The organism is Bradyrhizobium arachidis (assembly GCF_024758505.1).
Taxonomy (GTDB): Bacteria; Pseudomonadota; Alphaproteobacteria; order Rhizobiales; family Xanthobacteraceae; genus Bradyrhizobium; species Bradyrhizobium manausense_C.
Window position 1 is genome coordinate 5,862,033 of the sequence record NZ_CP077970.1, and the last position, 16,854, is coordinate 5,878,886.

The window sequence follows — 16,854 nt, forward strand, 5'->3', positions numbered from 1 at the left end:
GGTTCGCTTTCATAGACGCTTCTTAGCCGCCCAATTTACCCTGCGAGTAATTCAAGGGCACATACGTGTACGCTTTCTCGCCGTTGCGACGGACGTGGCCCAGCCCAGGAAACGATATGTGCGCGCCACCGACCAGATAGCCGTTCTCCGCGGCATCTGCGAAGGCGAGCTCGTGGACGTGTTCGGCCTCAACTGCATCCACATCGTAACCGATTGTGACGGATGGGTCCGCGAATTGCACGGCGGCGACATGCACGACATCACCCCACAGAACCAGCTTTTCCCCCCGGCTCTCGACCACGTACATGGTGTGTCCGGGCGTGTGCCCATAGGCTGTTTGCGCGCGCACGCCAGAAATCAGCTCGGCATTTCCATCGAAAACGACGAGCTTGCCAGCCTCCATGTACGGGGTGATCGAAACCAAGGCAGCCTGAAAGAACCGCTTCGCTTCAGCGGGGGCGGCGCGCATGTTTGCCTCGCTGAGCCAGAAATCGGTATCCCGCTTGCTGACATGTATAGTCGCGTTGGGAAAGGCGCGTTGCCCCTCAGCCACGAGTCCGCCGATGTGATCAGCATGCAGATGCGTGAGATAGATCTCGTCGATCTGCTCCGGTCTATGGCCCGCGGCGCGAAGATTGCTTAGGAGATGGCCGCTATTGGGTCCCAAGAGTGAGCCGGCGCCTGCGTCGATCAACACCAGCTTACTGCCGGTGTTCACCAGAAACGAATTATGCGACGTCTCGACGAGGGCGCCAAGGTAGTTGCGTCTCAGTGCTTCCTCAAGCCGAGCAGGGTCGCCCCGCAGCAACTTCGTAGCCGGGAGCATGTTGGTGCCGTCGGACAGAACCACCACTTCGAAATCCCCGAGCATCAATCGATAGAACGCAGGTGCTTGGCCTTTGGCCATAGGCGCATCGGCAAACGATGCCGTCGGCAGCCCGCACCCCAGGCAAAGGCAGCCGGCGGCCAGGAACGAACGGCGGCTCAGATCGACGGCGCTGTTGTTTGCCAGCTTCTGCCGGCCGGAGCGTTTCGCACTATCAAACAAACGGTCGAGCATCATGCTATTGGCGCTCCTCGATGACGGCCATGAAGTCACAGAGCACCAAGGCAGGTCCCTCCACCTGAAGTGGCTGAGCGTGTCGGGCTGGGCGGGACTCGGGATCGGGAAACATGCGCAGCCACTCCACGTTCAGCGGTTCGCGGTTATTTCGATCCCGTATGAATACATTCACTTTGATAATGTCCTCGGTCGTTCCGCCAGCCGCTTCGATCACCGCTTTCAGGTTCTTGAACATGTTCGCGCATTGAGCGGCCAGGTCATCGGGGATGGCACGTGTGGCGGGGTCCGTTGGTTGGATCGCACCCGAGACGACGATGTTGGCAATACGACAAGCGTTTGGCACCGGAAGTTTGTGCGCTATCTCCGGAACTGTAATGCTCTTGCGGCCAGACATGGCAGAACTCCTCATTGTCGCGATATCGGTCACGGGGTTGCGGGACCTGGTTGAGCGACCGCCAGATCTTTGCGCGTGTCGGGCCTGATCTCACCCTCGAGGCCAGGCGTCAGGCTGATGCCCTTTGTTTCGGGGAGGAGGAGCGTGGCGACCAGGGCGATGGCATATCCGATCAGGGCGACGAGCCCGATCGCCTCAGCCAGCGTGATCCACTGGGCGAGCACACCAATGCAGGAAACCGCCGCCGCGCCGACTGCCTTGCCGAAATTGTAGGCGAAGCTTTGGCCGTTTGCGCGGATCGCTGTCGGGAACAGCTCTGTGAAGAACGGCCCCAGCACCGCATAGTTGCCGATGGTGAAGAAACCGAAGGGCACTCCGAGCAGGATCAGCGTCCAACCTGATAGCGGCAGGAACATGTAGACGACAGTCACGATCCAGGAGCAGACCAGGAACAGCTGAAACGTCCGCCGGCGGCCAAGCCGATCCGACAGATAGGCGCTCACCAGGAAACCAGCGAAAGAGCCGCCCGTCACGAAGAACACGTAGTATCCGGATTCACTTGGTGACAATTGACGAATGGTCTTCATGAAGGTGGGCAGCCAGTTGACGATGGCTCCGCCAACGCCGATCACACCGAAGGCTAGGAGTGACGACAGGACGGTCGTTGGAAGAATGGCGGGCCGGAATATGGCGGCGAGGCCAGGCAGTTCGTTGGCCGCTGCGAGAGCGGCGCGCGTATTCATGTACACGTCTGGCTCTGTGAGGCCGCGACGCAAATAGAGAACAAGAAGTCCGGGCAAGACGCCGATCATCAGCAGTATGCGCCAGCCATAATCGTGCGGAATGAGCGCGAGAACGACACCAGCCAGAACTGCGGCCATGCTCCAGCCGATTCCGAAACCGCTTTGGACACAACCGACGGCCTTGCCCCGATGCGCCGGCCGGATGATCTCGCCCATCAGAACGGCCCCTGCGGCCCATTCGCCGCCGAATCCCAATCCCTGCAGCACGCGCACCAAGATGAGTTGATCGAAATCTTGCGTGAAGCCCGCGATGAACGTGAACAGCGAAAACCAGAGGATCGTAAATTGCATCACCCGGACTCGGCCGAACCGGTCAGCCAAATATCCGCAGGCCCAGCCACCAATCGCTGCAGAGAGGAGCGTGGCCGTCGCGAGATAGCCGGCCTGTGCCGTGCTCATCCCCCAGGCGGCAATAAGTACGGGAAGCGCGAAGCTGAAGAGCTGAGCATCCATGGCGTCCACGGCCCAGCCTGCGAAACAGCTCCAAAACGTACTGCGCTCGCGGTCAGTCAACTCCCGATACCAACCGAACATCTGATCCGTCCCTGATTTGATCTTATTGATTTACCGCGCTTCTTAGACGACGAGTGGTGTCAAACCTCCGTCCATCGTCAATGAGGCGCCGGTTACGTACGAAGCCCGGGCGCTGGCGAGGTACAGCACCGCGTCGGCCACCTCTTCTGGATTGGCGTAACGGCCGAGCGGAATTCGCTGCTGATTCAGTTGGAGCAATTCCTCGGGCGGCTTGCCCGTCAGCCGGGATTCAGCCTCGAGCGACATCTGCACACGGTCGGTGAGAGTGGCGCCGGGGTTGACTACGTTGATGCGAACGCCGGCATGCCCCCAGGCCGCCGCAAGTCCAGCAGAGGCGAGCATGAGCGCCGCGTTGGCGGCTCCGCCCGGGAGGTGGATCGGGGACGCGATCTTGCCGCCGGTGCCGACGATGTTGACGATCGCGCCGGCCCCGCGCGCGACCATTCCCGGCAAGACGAAGTCGATCACATTCATGTAGGAGAAGAACTTCGCGTCCATGGCAATCCGCCATTTCTCCGGCGTCAACTCCGCCGGGGGAACGCGTTTGGCGCCTCCGGCAGAGTTGACGAGAATGGCGAGAGGACCAACCTGCTCCTCAACCTCTGCGACCACCTTCTTGGCATCCGATGAATTGGACAAATCCGCAGCGAAGCAGGCGACAGCAAGGTGGTCCTGGGCGAGCGTGGCCCGCGCTTGCTCAAGATTGCTCTCGTTGCGCGACACAATCGCCACGCGCGCGCCTTCTCGTCCGAACGCACGGGCGCAAGCGAGGCCGATACCCTTGCTGCCGCCGGTGATCAGGACGACTCTTCCATCCAGTTCGAGCCTCATGTGCACGCTTCCTGTTTGAGCACGGCTGGGTTGCGAACGTTGATTGGTGTACGGCGCGCGAATGCCGCGATCTGATCGAAGGCGTTGCCGTAACCGAACTCGTAATTGTCACGCTCGACATAGCCGAGATGCGGCGTGCACAGAGCATTTGGGAGCAAACGGAGCGGGTCGTCGGCATCCGTGAGCGGCTCACGCTCGAAGACGTCCACGGCCGCCTTGCCCGGCCGACCTTGTTTTAGGGCCGCAACAAGAGCTCCCGGCGCAATCAGCTCCGCCCGGCTGGTATTCACGATCAGCGCGGTGGGCTTCATCCGCGCGAGGTCATCCGGCCCGATCAATCCTGTTGTATCGGCGTTCAGGCGCAGGTGCAGGCTGAGCACGTCCGATTGCTCGAACAGTTCCTGCCTGCTCGTCGCCACGTAGTAGCCGGCGGCCGACGCCCGATCGAGCGAGCCCTGCCGACCCCATACCAGCAGGTTCATTCCGAAAGCGACGCCGATTTCCGCCACGAGGGCCCCGAGCTTGCCGAAGCCATAAATACCGAGCGTACGCCCCCGCAATCCTAACCCGATCGTCGATTGCCACCGACCCGACCGCAAAGCCTCGCTTTCGAAGGGGATGTTGCGCATGGCAGCCAGGATGAGGCCCCAGGTCAACTCAACGGTGCAGTAGGATGGCTTCCCGCCGGAGGCTGAGCAAACGACCACCCCATGATGCGTGCAGGCCTCCAGATCGATGTGCGGCACGTGCCCGTTTTGGCTGATCAGCTTGAGCTTTGGCAAGCGGCTGAGCAGCGCCGCATCCACCTTTGTGCGCTCTCGCATCAGCACGAGCGCATCGGCGTCAGCCAGACGCTCGGTCAACGCGTCGAGATCGTCGACATGGTCGTTCCAAATCGTGACCTCGTGACCCCGTAGTGTCGCGAAACAGTCGAGGGTCCGGACAACATCCTGATAGTCATCGATGATGGCAACGCGCAGCCGTTGCATGTGAATGCTCCTGGCTCAGGCGTTTGTCGGAAGGTCGGCGACGGAAACCCCAGCATCGATCGCGTCACATTTCCGAGTCTCGGACGACGCCTTCTCGAGTGCGCGCGCCAGCACCTCCGGTGCCCGCTCGAGCGGGATGAAGCACACACCCGTCTCATCGGCGACGACGATATCGCCCGGCGAGACGCGCACGCCGGCAATCTGAATGTCGCCGTTGATCTCGATGGTCTCGATTCGCCATTTGCCGGTCACGGGCGTGATCTCGGTGGCCCAGATGGGATAGCCGACACGCCGGGAGTGACCTACATCGCGGACCCCACCCTGCACGATAGCGCCGACCTCACCCTGTCGCTTGCCAGTTTGCGCCGAAATGCCGCCCATGTTCGAAATGCCGGCAACACCGTCGATCACCACCACGTCGCCCGGAAGTGCGAGGTTGTGCGCTTCGAATTCCGCCATCCGGTTCACGTGCCCGCGAGCGGTTTCATAGACGTGCTCTCGCTGAACAATGTTGCGCACCGTCAGCGCCGGTCCAACCATCGTCGAGCCCGCGATGGTCGGCTTCAGCACCGACGCACCGGTCGCGCCGGTGATGCCCATCTCATCCATGATGTCCGAAATCACGCTGCTGGCATCCACGATCGATTTGAAGCCCTCGACGAGACCGTGAGGCGGACGCGGAGTACGGGTCATGAGAATACGATCGGGAGCTATTTTCCCGGTCAATTTCGGCGGCAGGTCGACAGCAACAACGGGGGTCATGGGTCGGGGTTTCCTCAGGTGCGGACTGGGTGCGTGCGCCGCCGGTCCTTGGTTTATAAGTTGCGCAAATCATCGTCCGGGTCCAATTTAGATCTGGATGCATCATCATCACTTGGATGAATAACGTGCGGTTTGACTTGAACCTGGCTGCGGTGCTCGAAGCCATCATGATGGAGCGGAACGTCACGCGGGCGGCAGCCGCCCTCGGCATGAGCCAGCCGGCCGTGAGCAACGCGCTGCGACGTGCTCGTGCCTTGGCGGGCGACCGGCTGTTCCTGAAAGTCGCTGCCGGGATGCAACCCACAGCAAGAATGCTGGCAATCTGGCCGGAGCTTCACCGCTCACTCGGGATGATCCGGGCTTCGATCACACCGCACCATTTCGATCCACGCACGGAAACGACCACCTTCCGCCTTGCGGTGACGGACAGCCTAGCCGTCGAAGCCGTCTCCGCCATCACCATGAGGTTGAGAGCTGCGGCGCCGCTGTCCCGTATCGCTTTTTCCATTCACACCAATGCAAATTCCCTGGCAGGCGTTGAGCGCGGGACCTTGGACTGCGCGGTCGGCATGTTCCCCGCCCTTCCCCGGCACATGCATGTCCAGGGGGTTCGCACGGACCAGTACATTTGCGTCATGCGCCGAGACCACGAATTCGCCCAGCGCTTGACTTTGGAGCGGTTCGTCGCAGCTAATCATGTTCTGGTCACGCCATCCGGCAATGAACTGGGCGTGGTCGATGGATGGCTCAGCTTGCAGGGCCACGCACGATCGATCGTTGCGGTGGTCAATCACTTCGCCGATGCTCTGCGAATTGTTGCGGAAAGCGACCTGCTCACCTGCGTGCCCCAGAGCTATGTCGAGGGTTACGGCCGAGCTCTCACCGTGAAGCACGGGCTCGTGACCTGTGCATTACCCTTCGAAACCGAGCGAATACTTCACAAGATGATCTGGCACGAGCGCCTTCACACTCATCCCGCGCACCAGTGGTTTCGCGCGTTGGTAGCCGATGTTTGTGAGCTTCCTGCAGCCTTCGGTGATGAAGCTGTCGAAACTTAGTCAGTTCCATTGGATCATGTACGCATGGATGAGCCCGTGCGAGCAATTGCATCTGACGTCGTCGATCGACCAAGGACGGAGCTCAGCAAAGCCATACGATCGCGATCTTGATCCCCCGCAACGCCTTTCCCTCTTCCAGGCAGCATATCTCGTTGCCCATCAGCGAACGCTGCTCGGCCGGATGATGCTTTGCGCCCAAAGCCGCACTCCTCGAGATCACTTGCTGGCCCGACGCTGATCCACCCACCGTGGAAAATCAGATGCGCTACAACACAGCCCACTTCATCGAGATTTTCGGGCTGAGCCGTTCGTTCGACGTGTTAGGTTCCATGTTTGCCGAGTGCGGTGCGGCGAACGTCGTCTTCCCGAGAATCAGGTCTGCCGCCTTCTCCGCTATCATGATGGTGGGTGCGTTCGTATTGGATGACGTGATGCGCGGCATCACGGAAGCGTCGCAAATCCGCAGACCATCGACTCCACGAAGTCTCAGCGACGGATCGACCACCGCCAGTTGGTCAGTGCCCATTCGGCAGGTGCCTACAGGGTGATGATCGGTCTTGCAGGTCCTGAACGCATAGTCGACGAGAGCGGCCTCGCTTGTGGCCGCAACACCGGGCATCCGCTCGACCATGACGAATGGCTCGAGCGCGGGTTGCCGGAGAATCTCACGGGCCATCTTCAGCCCCTCGATCGCTGTCGAGCGATCGCGCGCGTCAGACCAGTAGTTCGGGTCAATCATGGGCATCGCGAAGGGATCGCCGCTTGCGAGCCGCACGGTGCCGCGTGAGCCCGGCCGCAAGAATGCCGAATTGAGCGTGACACCCGCGTTGCGGAGCTTCTCCACGCCCGCCTCGATTCCTGAGCCGAGCCCGAGATGGAATTGCACGTCCGGCCATTCCTGCGCCCTCGCCGCCGGCTCGACGTACCAGAAGCCCCCTGTCTCAAATAGGGTGGACGCGACCGGTCCGCGCTTGAACAGCAGATATTCCAGGCCCGCCCAGATCGTGCGGTGCAGCTTCACATAGCTGTCGTAGGTAAAGTCGCCCCTGCACTCCGCAATCGCATAGAGGTCGAGGTGGTCCTGAAGATTCTCGCCCACACCGGGTAAATCGTGGATCGGCTTGATGCCGACTGAACTCAGATGGTCGGCCGGACCGATCCCCGATAGGAGCAGAAGGCGAGGCGATCCGATGGCGCCGGACGCAAGGATGACCTCCCGCTCGGCGCGAACGATCTCCCGCTGCCCTTGACGCATCATCTCCAGTCCGACAGCACGCCCATTCTCGACCACGATCCGCGTGCTGTAGGCGCTGGTAAGGACGGTGAGATTCGGTCGGCCGTGGATTGGCTTCAGATAGGCGGTAGCGGTCGAGCACCGCCGCGCATCGCGCACCGTCACCTGATAGTGGCCGACGCCCTCTTGCCGCGCACCGTTGAAATCGGGATTGTAGGGAATTCCGTATTCCTGCCCGGCTCGCAGAAAAGCCTCGCTGATTGGCAAGGGGTTGACGGGCACCGAGACGCCCAGGGGGCCACCACGCGCATGGTAGGCATCGACGAAGCGCTGGTTATCTTCGGCGCGCTTGAAATACGGCAAGACATCCGCGTAGCTCCAACCTGTCGCGCCGTCCTCCGCCCAGCCATCATAGTCGCGGACGTTTCCACGGGTGTAGACTTGCGCGTTGATGCTGGAACCGCCGCCGAGCACCTTCGCCTGCGTATAGCGCAGCACCCGGCCCCCAAGGTGGCGCTGGGGCACCGTCGAGTATCCCCAGGAGGCGATGCCCTTGGTCATCTTGGCAAAACCCGCCGGCATGCTGAACAGCGGGTTGTTGTCGCTGCTGCCAGCCTCGAGCAGGAGCACCCGGATCGACGGATCGGCACTCAGGCGGTTGGCGAGAACGCAGCCGGCGGAGCCGGCGCCGACGACGATGTAATCGTAAACCGTCATCTCATGTCCCCATGAGTTCGAAGATCGGTCCTCGCAACATGATCCGCGACGCGCAACGCCTGGGCCGCGATTGTCAGCGACGGGTTCACCGCCGCCGAGGTCGGCAGGAACGACGCATCGACAACGAACAGATTGGGGTGATCAAAGGCACGGCAGAACGGATCAAGCGGTGATGTCGCGGGATCGAGGCCGATGCGCACCGTCCCGCACTGATGCGAGGGTGTGCGCCGATCAAACGCCTTTGACAGGACGATCGGGTAGCCCGCGGCACGCAGCCGTTCCTTCAACGTCGCCACCAGCGCCAGATGGGTCGTCCAGTTCGAACGCCGCCAGTCGAGCCGGATACTCGCACCATCGACCGTCACACGGCTCTCGGCGCTCGGCAGATCCTCGCTCATCGCGTACCAGTCGACCGCATGCCGGCTCATCAGCCCAAGCGCCAATTCCGGTGCGAGCGGCATGTTGGCCTTGAGAATCGGCGCGGTGACCCGTCCAAGCAACTGGATGTTGCCGAGGGGCGGTCCGCCGTGCCCGTCATCAAGATAGAAATCGTTGATGCCGATCGTCTTCTGGTAGATCGAGTCGTTCACGACGCGCGGGTCGATCGCCAGCACCGCCGAGGAATTGTGGTTCATGAAATAGCGGCCGACCGCATCGGAACGGTTCGCGATGCTGGCCTGTGACGAGCGCAGAAGCAGTGCGGCAGAATTGACGGCGCCTGCCGCGAGCACGACGATGCCGGCGCCGATCGTCGTCCGCTCACCGGCCTGGATAACCTCAACGCCGGCGATGCGTTTGCCGTCCGGCTCGACGACCAGCCGCTCGACCTGCGCACCTTCGCGCAGTTCGACATTGTCATGGGCGAGAGCACAGGCAAGCCCACAGGATTCGGCATCCATCTTGCCGTGCCCGGCGTCCGGGAATGCATCCCAGGGCGTCTTGGCACGTCTGAGCCATGTCTCGATATCGATGCCGAGCGGCAGTGAAAACGGCTTGAGCCCGATCTTTTTGAGCCGCTGCCGTACCGCTGATATCGCTGGCTCGTCCGGCACCGGACCGAACGGATAGGGCCCCGAGTGAAACGGCTCCGAGGAATCGTCTCCGAGCGCGCCGCGCACGTTATAGAGCTGCTCCGCGCGGGTATACCACGGCTCCAGTTCGCCATAGCTGAACGGCCAGCCCGGCGTCGTTCCGTCGCGATGCACGATGGGAGCGAAGTCTTCCGCGCGGTAGCGGATCAGGACCGCCCCGTAGAGCTTGGTATTGCCGCCGACGTAATAGTAGTTGCCGGGGTTGAAGGCCTTCCCGGCCCCATCAAGCCAGGACTCCTGGGGCCGGAACACTCCGCGCTGAAAGATCGCCCTCGCGTCCCGCGCGGCCTCGCAGTCGTGCAGACGCTGGCCGCGCTCGAGGATCAGAATACTTGCGCCCGTAGGCGCCAGACCCGCGGCAAAGGTCGCACCGCCCATTCCCGATCCGATGACGAGGACATCGGCCGTCTCCGTGATCTTCATGCAGCTCTCGCAGCGCTCGTTCAGATACGGTGCGTGGTCGTTGGGTCGAACAGCACCGCCTTGTCGAGGTTGAACGCAAATGTGTGCGGTTCGCCGAGCCGAACGTCAGCATCGGCACGCATGCGGGCAGTCACCTCCTTGCCCGCGACCTGGATGACGACATAGGTGTCCGATCCGGCAGGCTCGATGATCTCCACGCGCGCATTGAACCTGACAACCGATCTGGCGTTGCGGTCCATGCTCTCGTCGTCATTCACTGCCTCTGGGCGAATGCCGAAGATCACCCTGGCACCGTCCTTGAGCCCGGTAGCATCGGCACTCGCCGGCACGGGCAGCATGATCGGTGACCCATCCTTGCGCACGAGCGCGATCCGCTGCTGGCCATCCGCCTGCACAACGGTGCCCTCGAGCAGGTTCATCGCCGGCGATCCCATGAAGTCCGCAACGAACATATTGGCGGGACGATTATAGATCTCGCTCGGGCTTCCCACCTGCTGCAGTTCGCCATTCTTCAGCACGGCGATCTTCGTCGCCAGCGTCATGGCCTCGATCTGGTCGTGCGTGACATACACGATCGTCGTGCCGGTCGTCTGATGCAGACGCTTGATCTCGACCCGCATGTCGACGCGCAGCTTGGCATCGAGGTTCGACAACGGCTCGTCGAACAGAAAGACACTGGGGCGTCTGACGAGCGCCCGTCCCATGGCGACCCGCTGTCTCTGTCCGCCGGAAAGCTGGCTCGGCCGGCGCGACAAGAGATGTTCGATCTGCAAGGTCTTCGCGACCGAAGCGACCGCTTTGTCGCGCTCCGCTCTCGGAACACCACGCATTTCCATGCCGAACCCGATGTTCTCGGCGACCGACATGTTCGGGTAGAGCGCATAGGACTGGAAAACCATTGCGATGTCCCGCTTTGACGGGTGCAGGTCGTTGACAACAGCGCCGCCGATGCGGATCTCGCCCGAAGAGATCCCCTCCAGGCCCGCAATGGTGTTGAGCAGGGTCGATTTACCGCAGCCCGACGGACCGACCAGCACCAGAAAGCCGCCTTTCTCGAGGGTGATGTCGATCCCCTTCAAAACCTCGATCGTCCCGAAGCGTTTGCGGAGCGAGCTGATCTCGAGCGTGGCCATCTCTTCATCCCTTTACGGCGCCAGCCATCAGGCCGCGGACAAAATATCGACCGGCAATGACATAGACGAGCAGCGTCGGCGCGGCGGCGATGATCGCAGCCGCCATGTTGACGTTGTATTCGACCACGCCCGTCGAGGTGTTGACGAGATTGTTCAGCGCGACCGTCATCGGCGCGGTGTCGCCGGCCGCAAAGGTCGAGCCGAACAGGAAATCGTTCCAGATATTGGTGAACTGATAGATCACGGTGACGATGATGATCGGCGTGGAGTTCGGCAGCAGGATCCGGCGGAAGATCTGGAAGAAACTCGCACCGTCGATCATGGCGGCCTTGACGAGTTCGGACGGAAACGCCGCGTAATAGTTGCGGAAGAACAGGGTGGTGAATCCCAACCCATAGATGACGTGCACAATCACCAGATTGACGGTCGCGTTGCCGAGACCGAACGACCAGCCGGTCAAGTCAGCGAGATTGACTCCGATGCGGCCGAGCATGCCAAGGATCACGGCCATCGGGATGATGACCGACTGGAACGGGATGAAGCAGGCGAACAGCATCATCCCGAACACAAGCTTGTGGCCGGGAAAGCTCCACTTGGTCAGGACGTAGCCGTTCAATGCACCGAGCAGAGTCGAGATCAGAACTGCCGGAACGACCATTTTGACCGAGTTGAAGAAATAGCCGCTGATCCCGCGCGTGTCCGACACTCCGATGCGTGCCTCGCCCCATGCCATGGACCAGGGCGCGAACGTCAGGTGCCGCGGAAGAGCGAACATGTTGCCGCCGGTGACCTCGTCTAGCGGCTTGAGCGACGTCATCACCATGACCAGCAGCGGCACGAGATAGACGAGCGCAAAAAGAAACAGCAGGCCATAGATGACGATCCGCGTCGTCCGAGAATGGCCCGGACGGCGGCGCGATGGCGCTGACGTGACCAGATCCGCGGCGCTCATCGGTTCTGCTCCCTGGTTTCCGAGTAGATGTAGGGAACCATGATCGCCGCGATCGTCATCAGCATGATCACCGCGCTGGCCGATCCGATCGCCATCTGGTTGCGGGTGAACGTATAGGAGTACATGAAAGTTGACGGCAGCTCCGCGGCCCCGCCGGGGTTCTTGCCAGTCACCGACAGCACGAGGTCATAGGACTTGATCGCCATGTGGGCCAGCACGATCAAGGCCGAGAAGAAGACCGGGCGTATGATCGGAATGACGATGCGGCGATAGGTCTGGTAGGTCGAGGCACCGTCGATCTGCGCAGCCTTGAGGATTTCGCCGTCGACACCGCGAAGCCCGGCGAGAAACATCGCCATGACGAAGCCCGAGCTCTGCCAGATGCCCGCGATCGCGACGCAATAGATCATCATCTTCGGATCGACCACCCAGTCGAAATGGAAGCTGGTCCATCCCCAGTCGTGCAAGGCGTTTTCGAGCCCGATGCGCGGATCCAGGAACAGCTTCCAGGCCGTGCCGGTAACGATGAACGACAGCGCCAATGGATAGAGATAGATCGGCCGCAAGATGCCTTCGCCGCGAATCTTCTGATCAAGCAGGATCGCCAGCAGCAGGCCGAGGAAAAGGCAGAAGAAGATGTAGAGCCCGCCGAACAGACCCATGTTGACGAGGGCGGTGTACCAGTTCGACGGCGGATCGGTCTCGAAGGTCCAGTTCCACAGCCTCACATAGTTGGTAAAGCCGATGAGGTTGGTGGTTGGAAACGCCTTCGAATTCGTAAACGACAGAAACAGGGTCCAGAGATTGAAGCCGTAGACGAAGACCAGCACGAGCAGGAATGACGGCGCCAGCACGAGCCGTGGCAGCCAGTCCTGGAAATACCCGCGCAGAGACGGGCCGAGCTTCCGCCGGGTCATCGCGGTTGCCGCCTCGCGTTCGGTCATCGCGGTCATGATGATCCTCCGAAAGCCACGCCCCGTCGCCGCGACGAGCCCTGGACGGCGACGCAGGCATGGCGATGACTTCGATTTCGACAGCCTCTCCCGTTTGCAGAGCAGTGCAAACGGGAGAGGAGCCGCCGAGCCACTACTTGGCTGCGTTGATTGCCTTCACGAGCTCGGTCACGGCAATGTCCGACGTCTTGATCCCGCCGTGCATGAACTTCGTCACGACATCGTAGTACGCCGTGGCGATGGCCGGCGGCTGGGCGTAGTTCTGGGCGAGCGAGCCGAAGAACGTTCCCTTTGCGTTGGCCGCCTTGACGTCCGCGATGCCCTTCTTGCCGCATATATCGAAGGCAGCGTCGGAAACGTCCGTTCTCGCCGGGACGGAGCCCTTGATGACGTTGAACGCCGACTGGACGTCGGGGTTCATCGTCACCTGGGCCAGTGCAAGCTGCGCCGCCTGGCGATCCGCCGGGACCTTGAAGAAGGCGAACATGTCGGAGTTATAGAACACCGAGCCGTCCGTGCCCGGGAAGCGGTAGCAAAGGTAGTCCTTTCCCGCCTCTTTGTGCGCGGCCGCGAACTCGCCCTTGGCCCAGTCGCCCATCACCTGCACGAGCGCGTCGCCCTTGATCACCATGGCGGTCGCGAGATTCCAATCGCGTCCGGTGTAGTTCGGGTCGACGTAGTCGCGCAGCTTGGCAAGGTTGTCGAACGCCTTCTTCATCGTGTCGGACTTGAGCGCGCCCTCGTCGAGGTCCACGAAAGCCTTCTTGTAGAAGTCGGTGCCGCCGGTCGAGGCGACGATCGAATCGAACATCGTCGCCTCCTGCCAGGGTTGGCCGCCAAGTGCGAGCGGAATGACGCCTGCCTTCTTTGCCTTGTCGAGCAGCGCGACAAACTCATCGAAGCTCTTCGGCTCCGTACCGCCGATCTTCTCCATCACGGCCTTATTTAGCCAGATCCAGTTGACGGAATGAATGTTGATCGGAACGGCACCCCACTTGCCGTTTGTCTTGGCAAACTTCTGCAGTGCAGCCGGCACGACCTTGTCCCAGCCGTCCTTGTCCGCAAGCGACGAAATGTTGGCGAGCGAGCCCTGTTCGGCATACTCGAGCGCGTAGTAGCCGAGGATCTGCGACGCCGTCGGCGGGTTGCCCGCGGCGACATTGGCCTTCAGCGTGGTCATTGCCGCACCACCGCCGCCGCCGGCGACCGGCACGTCCTTCCAGGCAAATCCCTGCTTGGCGACGGCCTGCTTGATGACGTCGAGCGCGGCCGCCTCGCCGCCTGACGTCCACCAATGCAGCATCTGCACTTCCTTGACGTCCGCCGCGTGCGCCAGCGTCCCATAGCTGATGGTGACGGCAGTCAAAGCCGTCGAGATCAGAAATGCGCGGAACTTCATACGCGTGTCCCTTCCCTTTTTTTGGTCGTTTCCTGCCGGAAACGGTCCGGCACCGTTTCGAGAGGCCTATTCGAGAGGCTCTAGAATTTTATTCTCGTTGTCGTCCGCGGTTGCCGCCGAACCCATTGGAGCGGCCCGCCTTCAAAGCTCCTTTCCTAGTGTCCAACAAAACGGGGGGCGCGCTTGCCCCTGAAGGCGGCAACGCCCTCGGCGAGATCATCGGTCGTGGCGGTGAGCGCACCGGCAAGCCCTTCGATGGGGGCATCACTGTCCTCCCCTTCGGCCGCATTGATCATGGCCTTGACGATCTGCACGGCAAGCGGGCCGCGCGCGGCAACATCGGACGCCAGGCTTTCAGCGCGCGTCAGTGCCTGGCCGCCGTCGGTCACTTCGTCGACCAGCCCGATCTCGCAGCCTTCTTCGGCCGTGAACAGATAGCCCGTGAGCGCCATGCGACGCACCACGGAGGCGCCGAAGCGACGAACCAGGCGCTGCGTCCCCGACCAGCCCGGCGCCATGCCCAATCCCGTCTCCGGAAGTCCGAGCTTGATGCCGCGCTCGGCGATGCGCACGTCCGCCACCGCGGCGAGCTCCAGTCCGCCGCCGAAGGCGTGGCCGGTGAGCGCCGCAATGAGTGGCACGCGCAGGCGCGCCAGCGCCTCGAAGGCGCGATGACCTGCGCGCGTCCAATCGCGCCACATGTCAAGTGGGGGCAAATCGCCCCAGGCCGCAATATCGCCGCCGGCGCAAAATGTCTTGCCTTCGCCGAACAGGATCGCCACGCGGGTCTCGCGTGAGGCCTCGATGGCCCGCGCCGCCTCGCCGAGCGCCTCGACCATGTCGCGGTCAAGCGCATTGAGCTTTTCGGGGCGCTTGAGGCCGAGGCGGGCGATCGATCCCTGGAAGGTCAATTCGACAAACGGGCTCAAGCTGCCCTCCGCAATTCGAGGCCAATCGGTTCGGGACGGAACAGCATGGCCGGCATCAACTTCAGATTGCCTGCCACTCGCAGCGGGAACTCTGATTGTGCAAGCACGTCGCGCTGCAAGTCAACACCGGGCGCGATCTCAACGACGGTGACCCCCTCGGGCTCGAGCCTCAGGACGCAGCGTTCGGTGACGTAGACGATCTCCTGCCCCTGCGCGACCGCCCGCCTACCCGAGAAGGACACCTGCTCGACCTCGTTGACGAGCTTCCTGACCTTCCCTTCCCTTGTAATCCGCAATGAGCCGTCGGCGATCTCAAGCCCTGCTCCCGCGGTGAAGTAACCCGAGAACACGATGCGCCTGGCTCGCGCCGTGATGTCGACAAAGCCGCCAGCCCCGGCCGTCACATGGGGACGGAGGCCGAGCTTCGAAACGTTGACCGAGCCTGAGCGGTCGATCTGCAGAAACGAGAGCAGCGACATGTCGAAGCCACCGCCTTGGAAATAGGTGAATTGATGCGGCGACTGGACGATAGCCTCGGCATTGGACGCGCAGCCGAACTGGAAGTCGAGCAGCGGAATGCCGCCGATGGCGCCCTGCTCGATCACCCAGGTGACCGCACCGTGCCGCCCTTCCTCGATCAGAATACGCGGGACGTTGGCCGAAATGCCGAATCCGATGTTGACGGCGTCGCCGTCGCGAAGCTCCATCGCGACGCGCCGCGCGATGGCTTTGCTGACGTCGAATTTTGGCGTCTCAAACGAGGCGATTGGCCGAAAGATCTCGCCGGAAATCGCGGGCTCATAGGGCGTGTTCGTGGTCTGCAGCTGGTCCGGGGCTACGACGATCGCGTCGACGAGCACGCCGGGCACGACGACGTCGTGAGGGCGCAATGTGCCGGCAGCCGCGAGGCGCTTGACCTGGGCGATCACGAGACCACCATTGTTGCGCACGCTCAGCGCCTGGTCGAGCGGCCCGAGAATGCCGCCTTCGTGTTCATAGGACAGGTTGCCGCGCTCATCCGCGGTCGTGGCGCGAATGATCGCGACTTGCGGAATGATGCTCGGGAAAAACAGCCAGTCCTCACCGGCGAAATTCACACGACTGACGATCGGCTCGGCGGCAGCCTTGGCGTTCATCGCGCAGCCTTCTCGCATCGGGTCGACGAAGGTGTCCATGCCGACCTTGGTCAGCACGCCCGGGCGCTTCGCGGCGGCTTCACGATGCATGTCAAACAGGATGCCCGACGGCACGTTGTAGGCGGGAATGGTGTCTCCCGAAATCATCTCCCAGATCACCGGGGGAGAAGCCGAGGAAGGGCCGGATGGATAAGAGCCGGCCAGAACCTTCTTGAGGCATCCGGGCTTTGCGATGTGATCGATGCCTTTGATACCCCACATGTCGCCGGCAGCGATCGGATGCAGCGTCGTCAGGTTGCGCGGGTGGCCTTCGGCATCAAATCTTGCGCCGATGGCGGCGAGCACCGCATCCGGACAGCCCAGCCCGGACGACGAAGAGACCGTCACGACGGCGCCGTCGGGGATCAGATGGGCCGCCTCCGAAGCGGTCAAGACCTTCGTTCGTGCCATGTC

At 62.1% G+C, this 16,854-nt stretch carries 15 protein-coding genes; 1 reads left to right on the forward strand and 14 read right to left on the reverse strand.

Translation table 11 applies throughout. From position 1 onward, the window contains the following. Window positions 1-22: 22 nt before the first annotated feature. From KUF59_RS27290 to KUF59_RS27315, 6 genes are read right to left on the reverse strand one after another with little or no spacing between them, the layout of a single operon-like run. The gene (locus tag KUF59_RS27290; RefSeq protein WP_212459186.1) at window positions 23-1,063 is read right to left on the reverse strand and encodes an MBL fold metallo-hydrolase; all 1,041 of its coding nucleotides are present in this window, start codon (window positions 1,061-1,063) and stop codon (window positions 23-25) included. A gap of 1 nt (window position 1,064) precedes the next feature. Beyond that, window positions 1,065-1,457, reverse strand: coding sequence for a RidA family protein (locus KUF59_RS27295; protein WP_212459187.1), 393 nt, complete (start codon window positions 1,455-1,457; stop codon window positions 1,065-1,067). A gap of 29 nt (window positions 1,458-1,486) precedes the next feature. Continuing rightward, window positions 1,487-2,794 (reverse strand): MFS transporter, encoded by a 1,308-nt coding sequence (locus KUF59_RS27300; RefSeq protein ID WP_212459188.1) that lies wholly within the window; start codon window positions 2,792-2,794, stop codon window positions 1,487-1,489. 42 nt (window positions 2,795-2,836) lie between these two features. Then, entirely contained in the window at window positions 2,837-3,625 is a 789-nt protein-coding gene (locus KUF59_RS27305; RefSeq protein WP_212459189.1) for an SDR family oxidoreductase, read from the reverse strand. After that, window positions 3,622-4,614 carry a D-2-hydroxyacid dehydrogenase family protein gene (locus KUF59_RS27310; protein WP_212459190.1) on the reverse strand — a complete coding sequence of 331 codons (993 nt, stop codon included), beginning with the start codon at window positions 4,612-4,614 and terminating at the stop codon, window positions 3,622-3,624. The genes KUF59_RS27305 and KUF59_RS27310 overlap by 4 nt, the downstream gene beginning before the upstream one ends. A gap of 15 nt (window positions 4,615-4,629) precedes the next feature. Beyond that, the gene (locus KUF59_RS27315; protein WP_258767239.1) at window positions 4,630-5,253 is read right to left on the reverse strand and encodes an RraA family protein; all 624 of its coding nucleotides are present in this window, start codon (window positions 5,251-5,253) and stop codon (window positions 4,630-4,632) included. 248 nt (window positions 5,254-5,501) lie between these two features. Between KUF59_RS27315 and KUF59_RS27320 the strand changes: the two genes are divergently transcribed. Next, window positions 5,502-6,434 carry a LysR family transcriptional regulator gene (locus KUF59_RS27320; RefSeq protein WP_212459192.1) on the forward strand — a complete coding sequence of 311 codons (933 nt, stop codon included), beginning with the start codon at window positions 5,502-5,504 and terminating at the stop codon, window positions 6,432-6,434. A 265-nt stretch (window positions 6,435-6,699) separates the two neighbouring features. Here the strand turns inward: KUF59_RS27320 and KUF59_RS27325 are convergent, their stop codons facing one another. From KUF59_RS27325 to KUF59_RS27360, 8 genes are all read right to left on the reverse strand, one after another. Then, window positions 6,700-8,385, reverse strand: coding sequence for a GMC family oxidoreductase (locus tag KUF59_RS27325; RefSeq protein ID WP_212459193.1), 1,686 nt, complete (start codon window positions 8,383-8,385; stop codon window positions 6,700-6,702). Next, on the reverse strand, window positions 8,382-9,899 hold the full coding sequence (locus tag KUF59_RS27330) for an FAD-dependent oxidoreductase (protein ID WP_212459194.1): 1,518 nt from the start codon (window positions 9,897-9,899) through the stop codon (window positions 8,382-8,384). The genes KUF59_RS27325 and KUF59_RS27330 overlap by 4 nt, the downstream gene beginning before the upstream one ends. A 20-nt stretch (window positions 9,900-9,919) precedes the next feature. Continuing rightward, window positions 9,920-11,032 (reverse strand): ABC transporter ATP-binding protein, encoded by a 1,113-nt coding sequence (locus KUF59_RS27335; protein ID WP_212459195.1) that lies wholly within the window; start codon window positions 11,030-11,032, stop codon window positions 9,920-9,922. Between the two features lie 4 nt (window positions 11,033-11,036). Beyond that, window positions 11,037-11,984, reverse strand: coding sequence for a carbohydrate ABC transporter permease (locus KUF59_RS27340; protein WP_212459196.1), 948 nt, complete (start codon window positions 11,982-11,984; stop codon window positions 11,037-11,039). Continuing rightward, window positions 11,981-12,937 (reverse strand): carbohydrate ABC transporter permease, encoded by a 957-nt coding sequence (locus KUF59_RS27345; protein ID WP_408918034.1) that lies wholly within the window; start codon window positions 12,935-12,937, stop codon window positions 11,981-11,983. Before KUF59_RS27345 ends, KUF59_RS27340 begins: the two co-directional genes overlap by 4 nt. A 133-nt stretch (window positions 12,938-13,070) precedes the next feature. After that, window positions 13,071-14,336 (reverse strand): ABC transporter substrate-binding protein, encoded by a 1,266-nt coding sequence (locus KUF59_RS27350; protein ID WP_212459197.1) that lies wholly within the window; start codon window positions 14,334-14,336, stop codon window positions 13,071-13,073. Window positions 14,337-14,491: 155 nt separating this feature from the next. Beyond that, entirely contained in the window at window positions 14,492-15,265 is a 774-nt protein-coding gene (locus KUF59_RS27355) for an enoyl-CoA hydratase/isomerase family protein (protein WP_212459198.1), read from the reverse strand. Continuing rightward, window positions 15,262-16,851, reverse strand: a complete 1,590-nt coding sequence (locus tag KUF59_RS27360; RefSeq protein WP_212459199.1) for an acyl CoA:acetate/3-ketoacid CoA transferase — start codon at window positions 16,849-16,851, stop codon at window positions 15,262-15,264. The genes KUF59_RS27355 and KUF59_RS27360 overlap by 4 nt, the downstream gene beginning before the upstream one ends. Window positions 16,852-16,854 lie beyond the last annotated feature (3 nt).

Excerpts from the sequence above, each read along its gene's own strand:
- KUF59_RS27290 (WP_212459186.1), bottom strand. The coding sequence starts at position 1,063 with ATGATGCTCGACCGTTTGTTTGATAGTGCGAAACGCTCCGGCCGGCAG.
- KUF59_RS27295 (WP_212459187.1), bottom strand. The coding sequence starts at position 1,457 with ATGTCTGGCCGCAAGAGCATTACAGTTCCGGAGATAGCGCACAAACTT.
- KUF59_RS27300 (WP_212459188.1), bottom strand. The coding sequence starts at position 2,794 with ATGTTCGGTTGGTATCGGGAGTTGACTGACCGCGAGCGCAGTACGTTT.
- KUF59_RS27305 (WP_212459189.1), bottom strand. The coding sequence starts at position 3,625 with ATGAGGCTCGAACTGGATGGAAGAGTCGTCCTGATCACCGGCGGCAGC.
- KUF59_RS27310 (WP_212459190.1), bottom strand. The coding sequence starts at position 4,614 with ATGCAACGGCTGCGCGTTGCCATCATCGATGACTATCAGGATGTTGTC.
- KUF59_RS27325 (WP_212459193.1), bottom strand. The coding sequence starts at position 8,385 with ATGACGGTTTACGATTACATCGTCGTCGGCGCCGGCTCCGCCGGCTGC.
- KUF59_RS27330 (WP_212459194.1), bottom strand. The coding sequence starts at position 9,899 with ATGAAGATCACGGAGACGGCCGATGTCCTCGTCATCGGATCGGGAATG.
- KUF59_RS27335 (WP_212459195.1), bottom strand. The coding sequence starts at position 11,032 with ATGGCCACGCTCGAGATCAGCTCGCTCCGCAAACGCTTCGGGACGATC.
- KUF59_RS27340 (WP_212459196.1), bottom strand. The coding sequence starts at position 11,984 with ATGAGCGCCGCGGATCTGGTCACGTCAGCGCCATCGCGCCGCCGTCCG.
- KUF59_RS27345 (WP_408918034.1), bottom strand. The coding sequence starts at position 12,937 with ATGACCGCGATGACCGAACGCGAGGCGGCAACCGCGATGACCCGGCGG.
- KUF59_RS27350 (WP_212459197.1), bottom strand. The coding sequence starts at position 14,336 with ATGAAGTTCCGCGCATTTCTGATCTCGACGGCTTTGACTGCCGTCACC.
- KUF59_RS27360 (WP_212459199.1), bottom strand. The coding sequence starts at position 16,851 with ATGGCACGAACGAAGGTCTTGACCGCTTCGGAGGCGGCCCATCTGATC.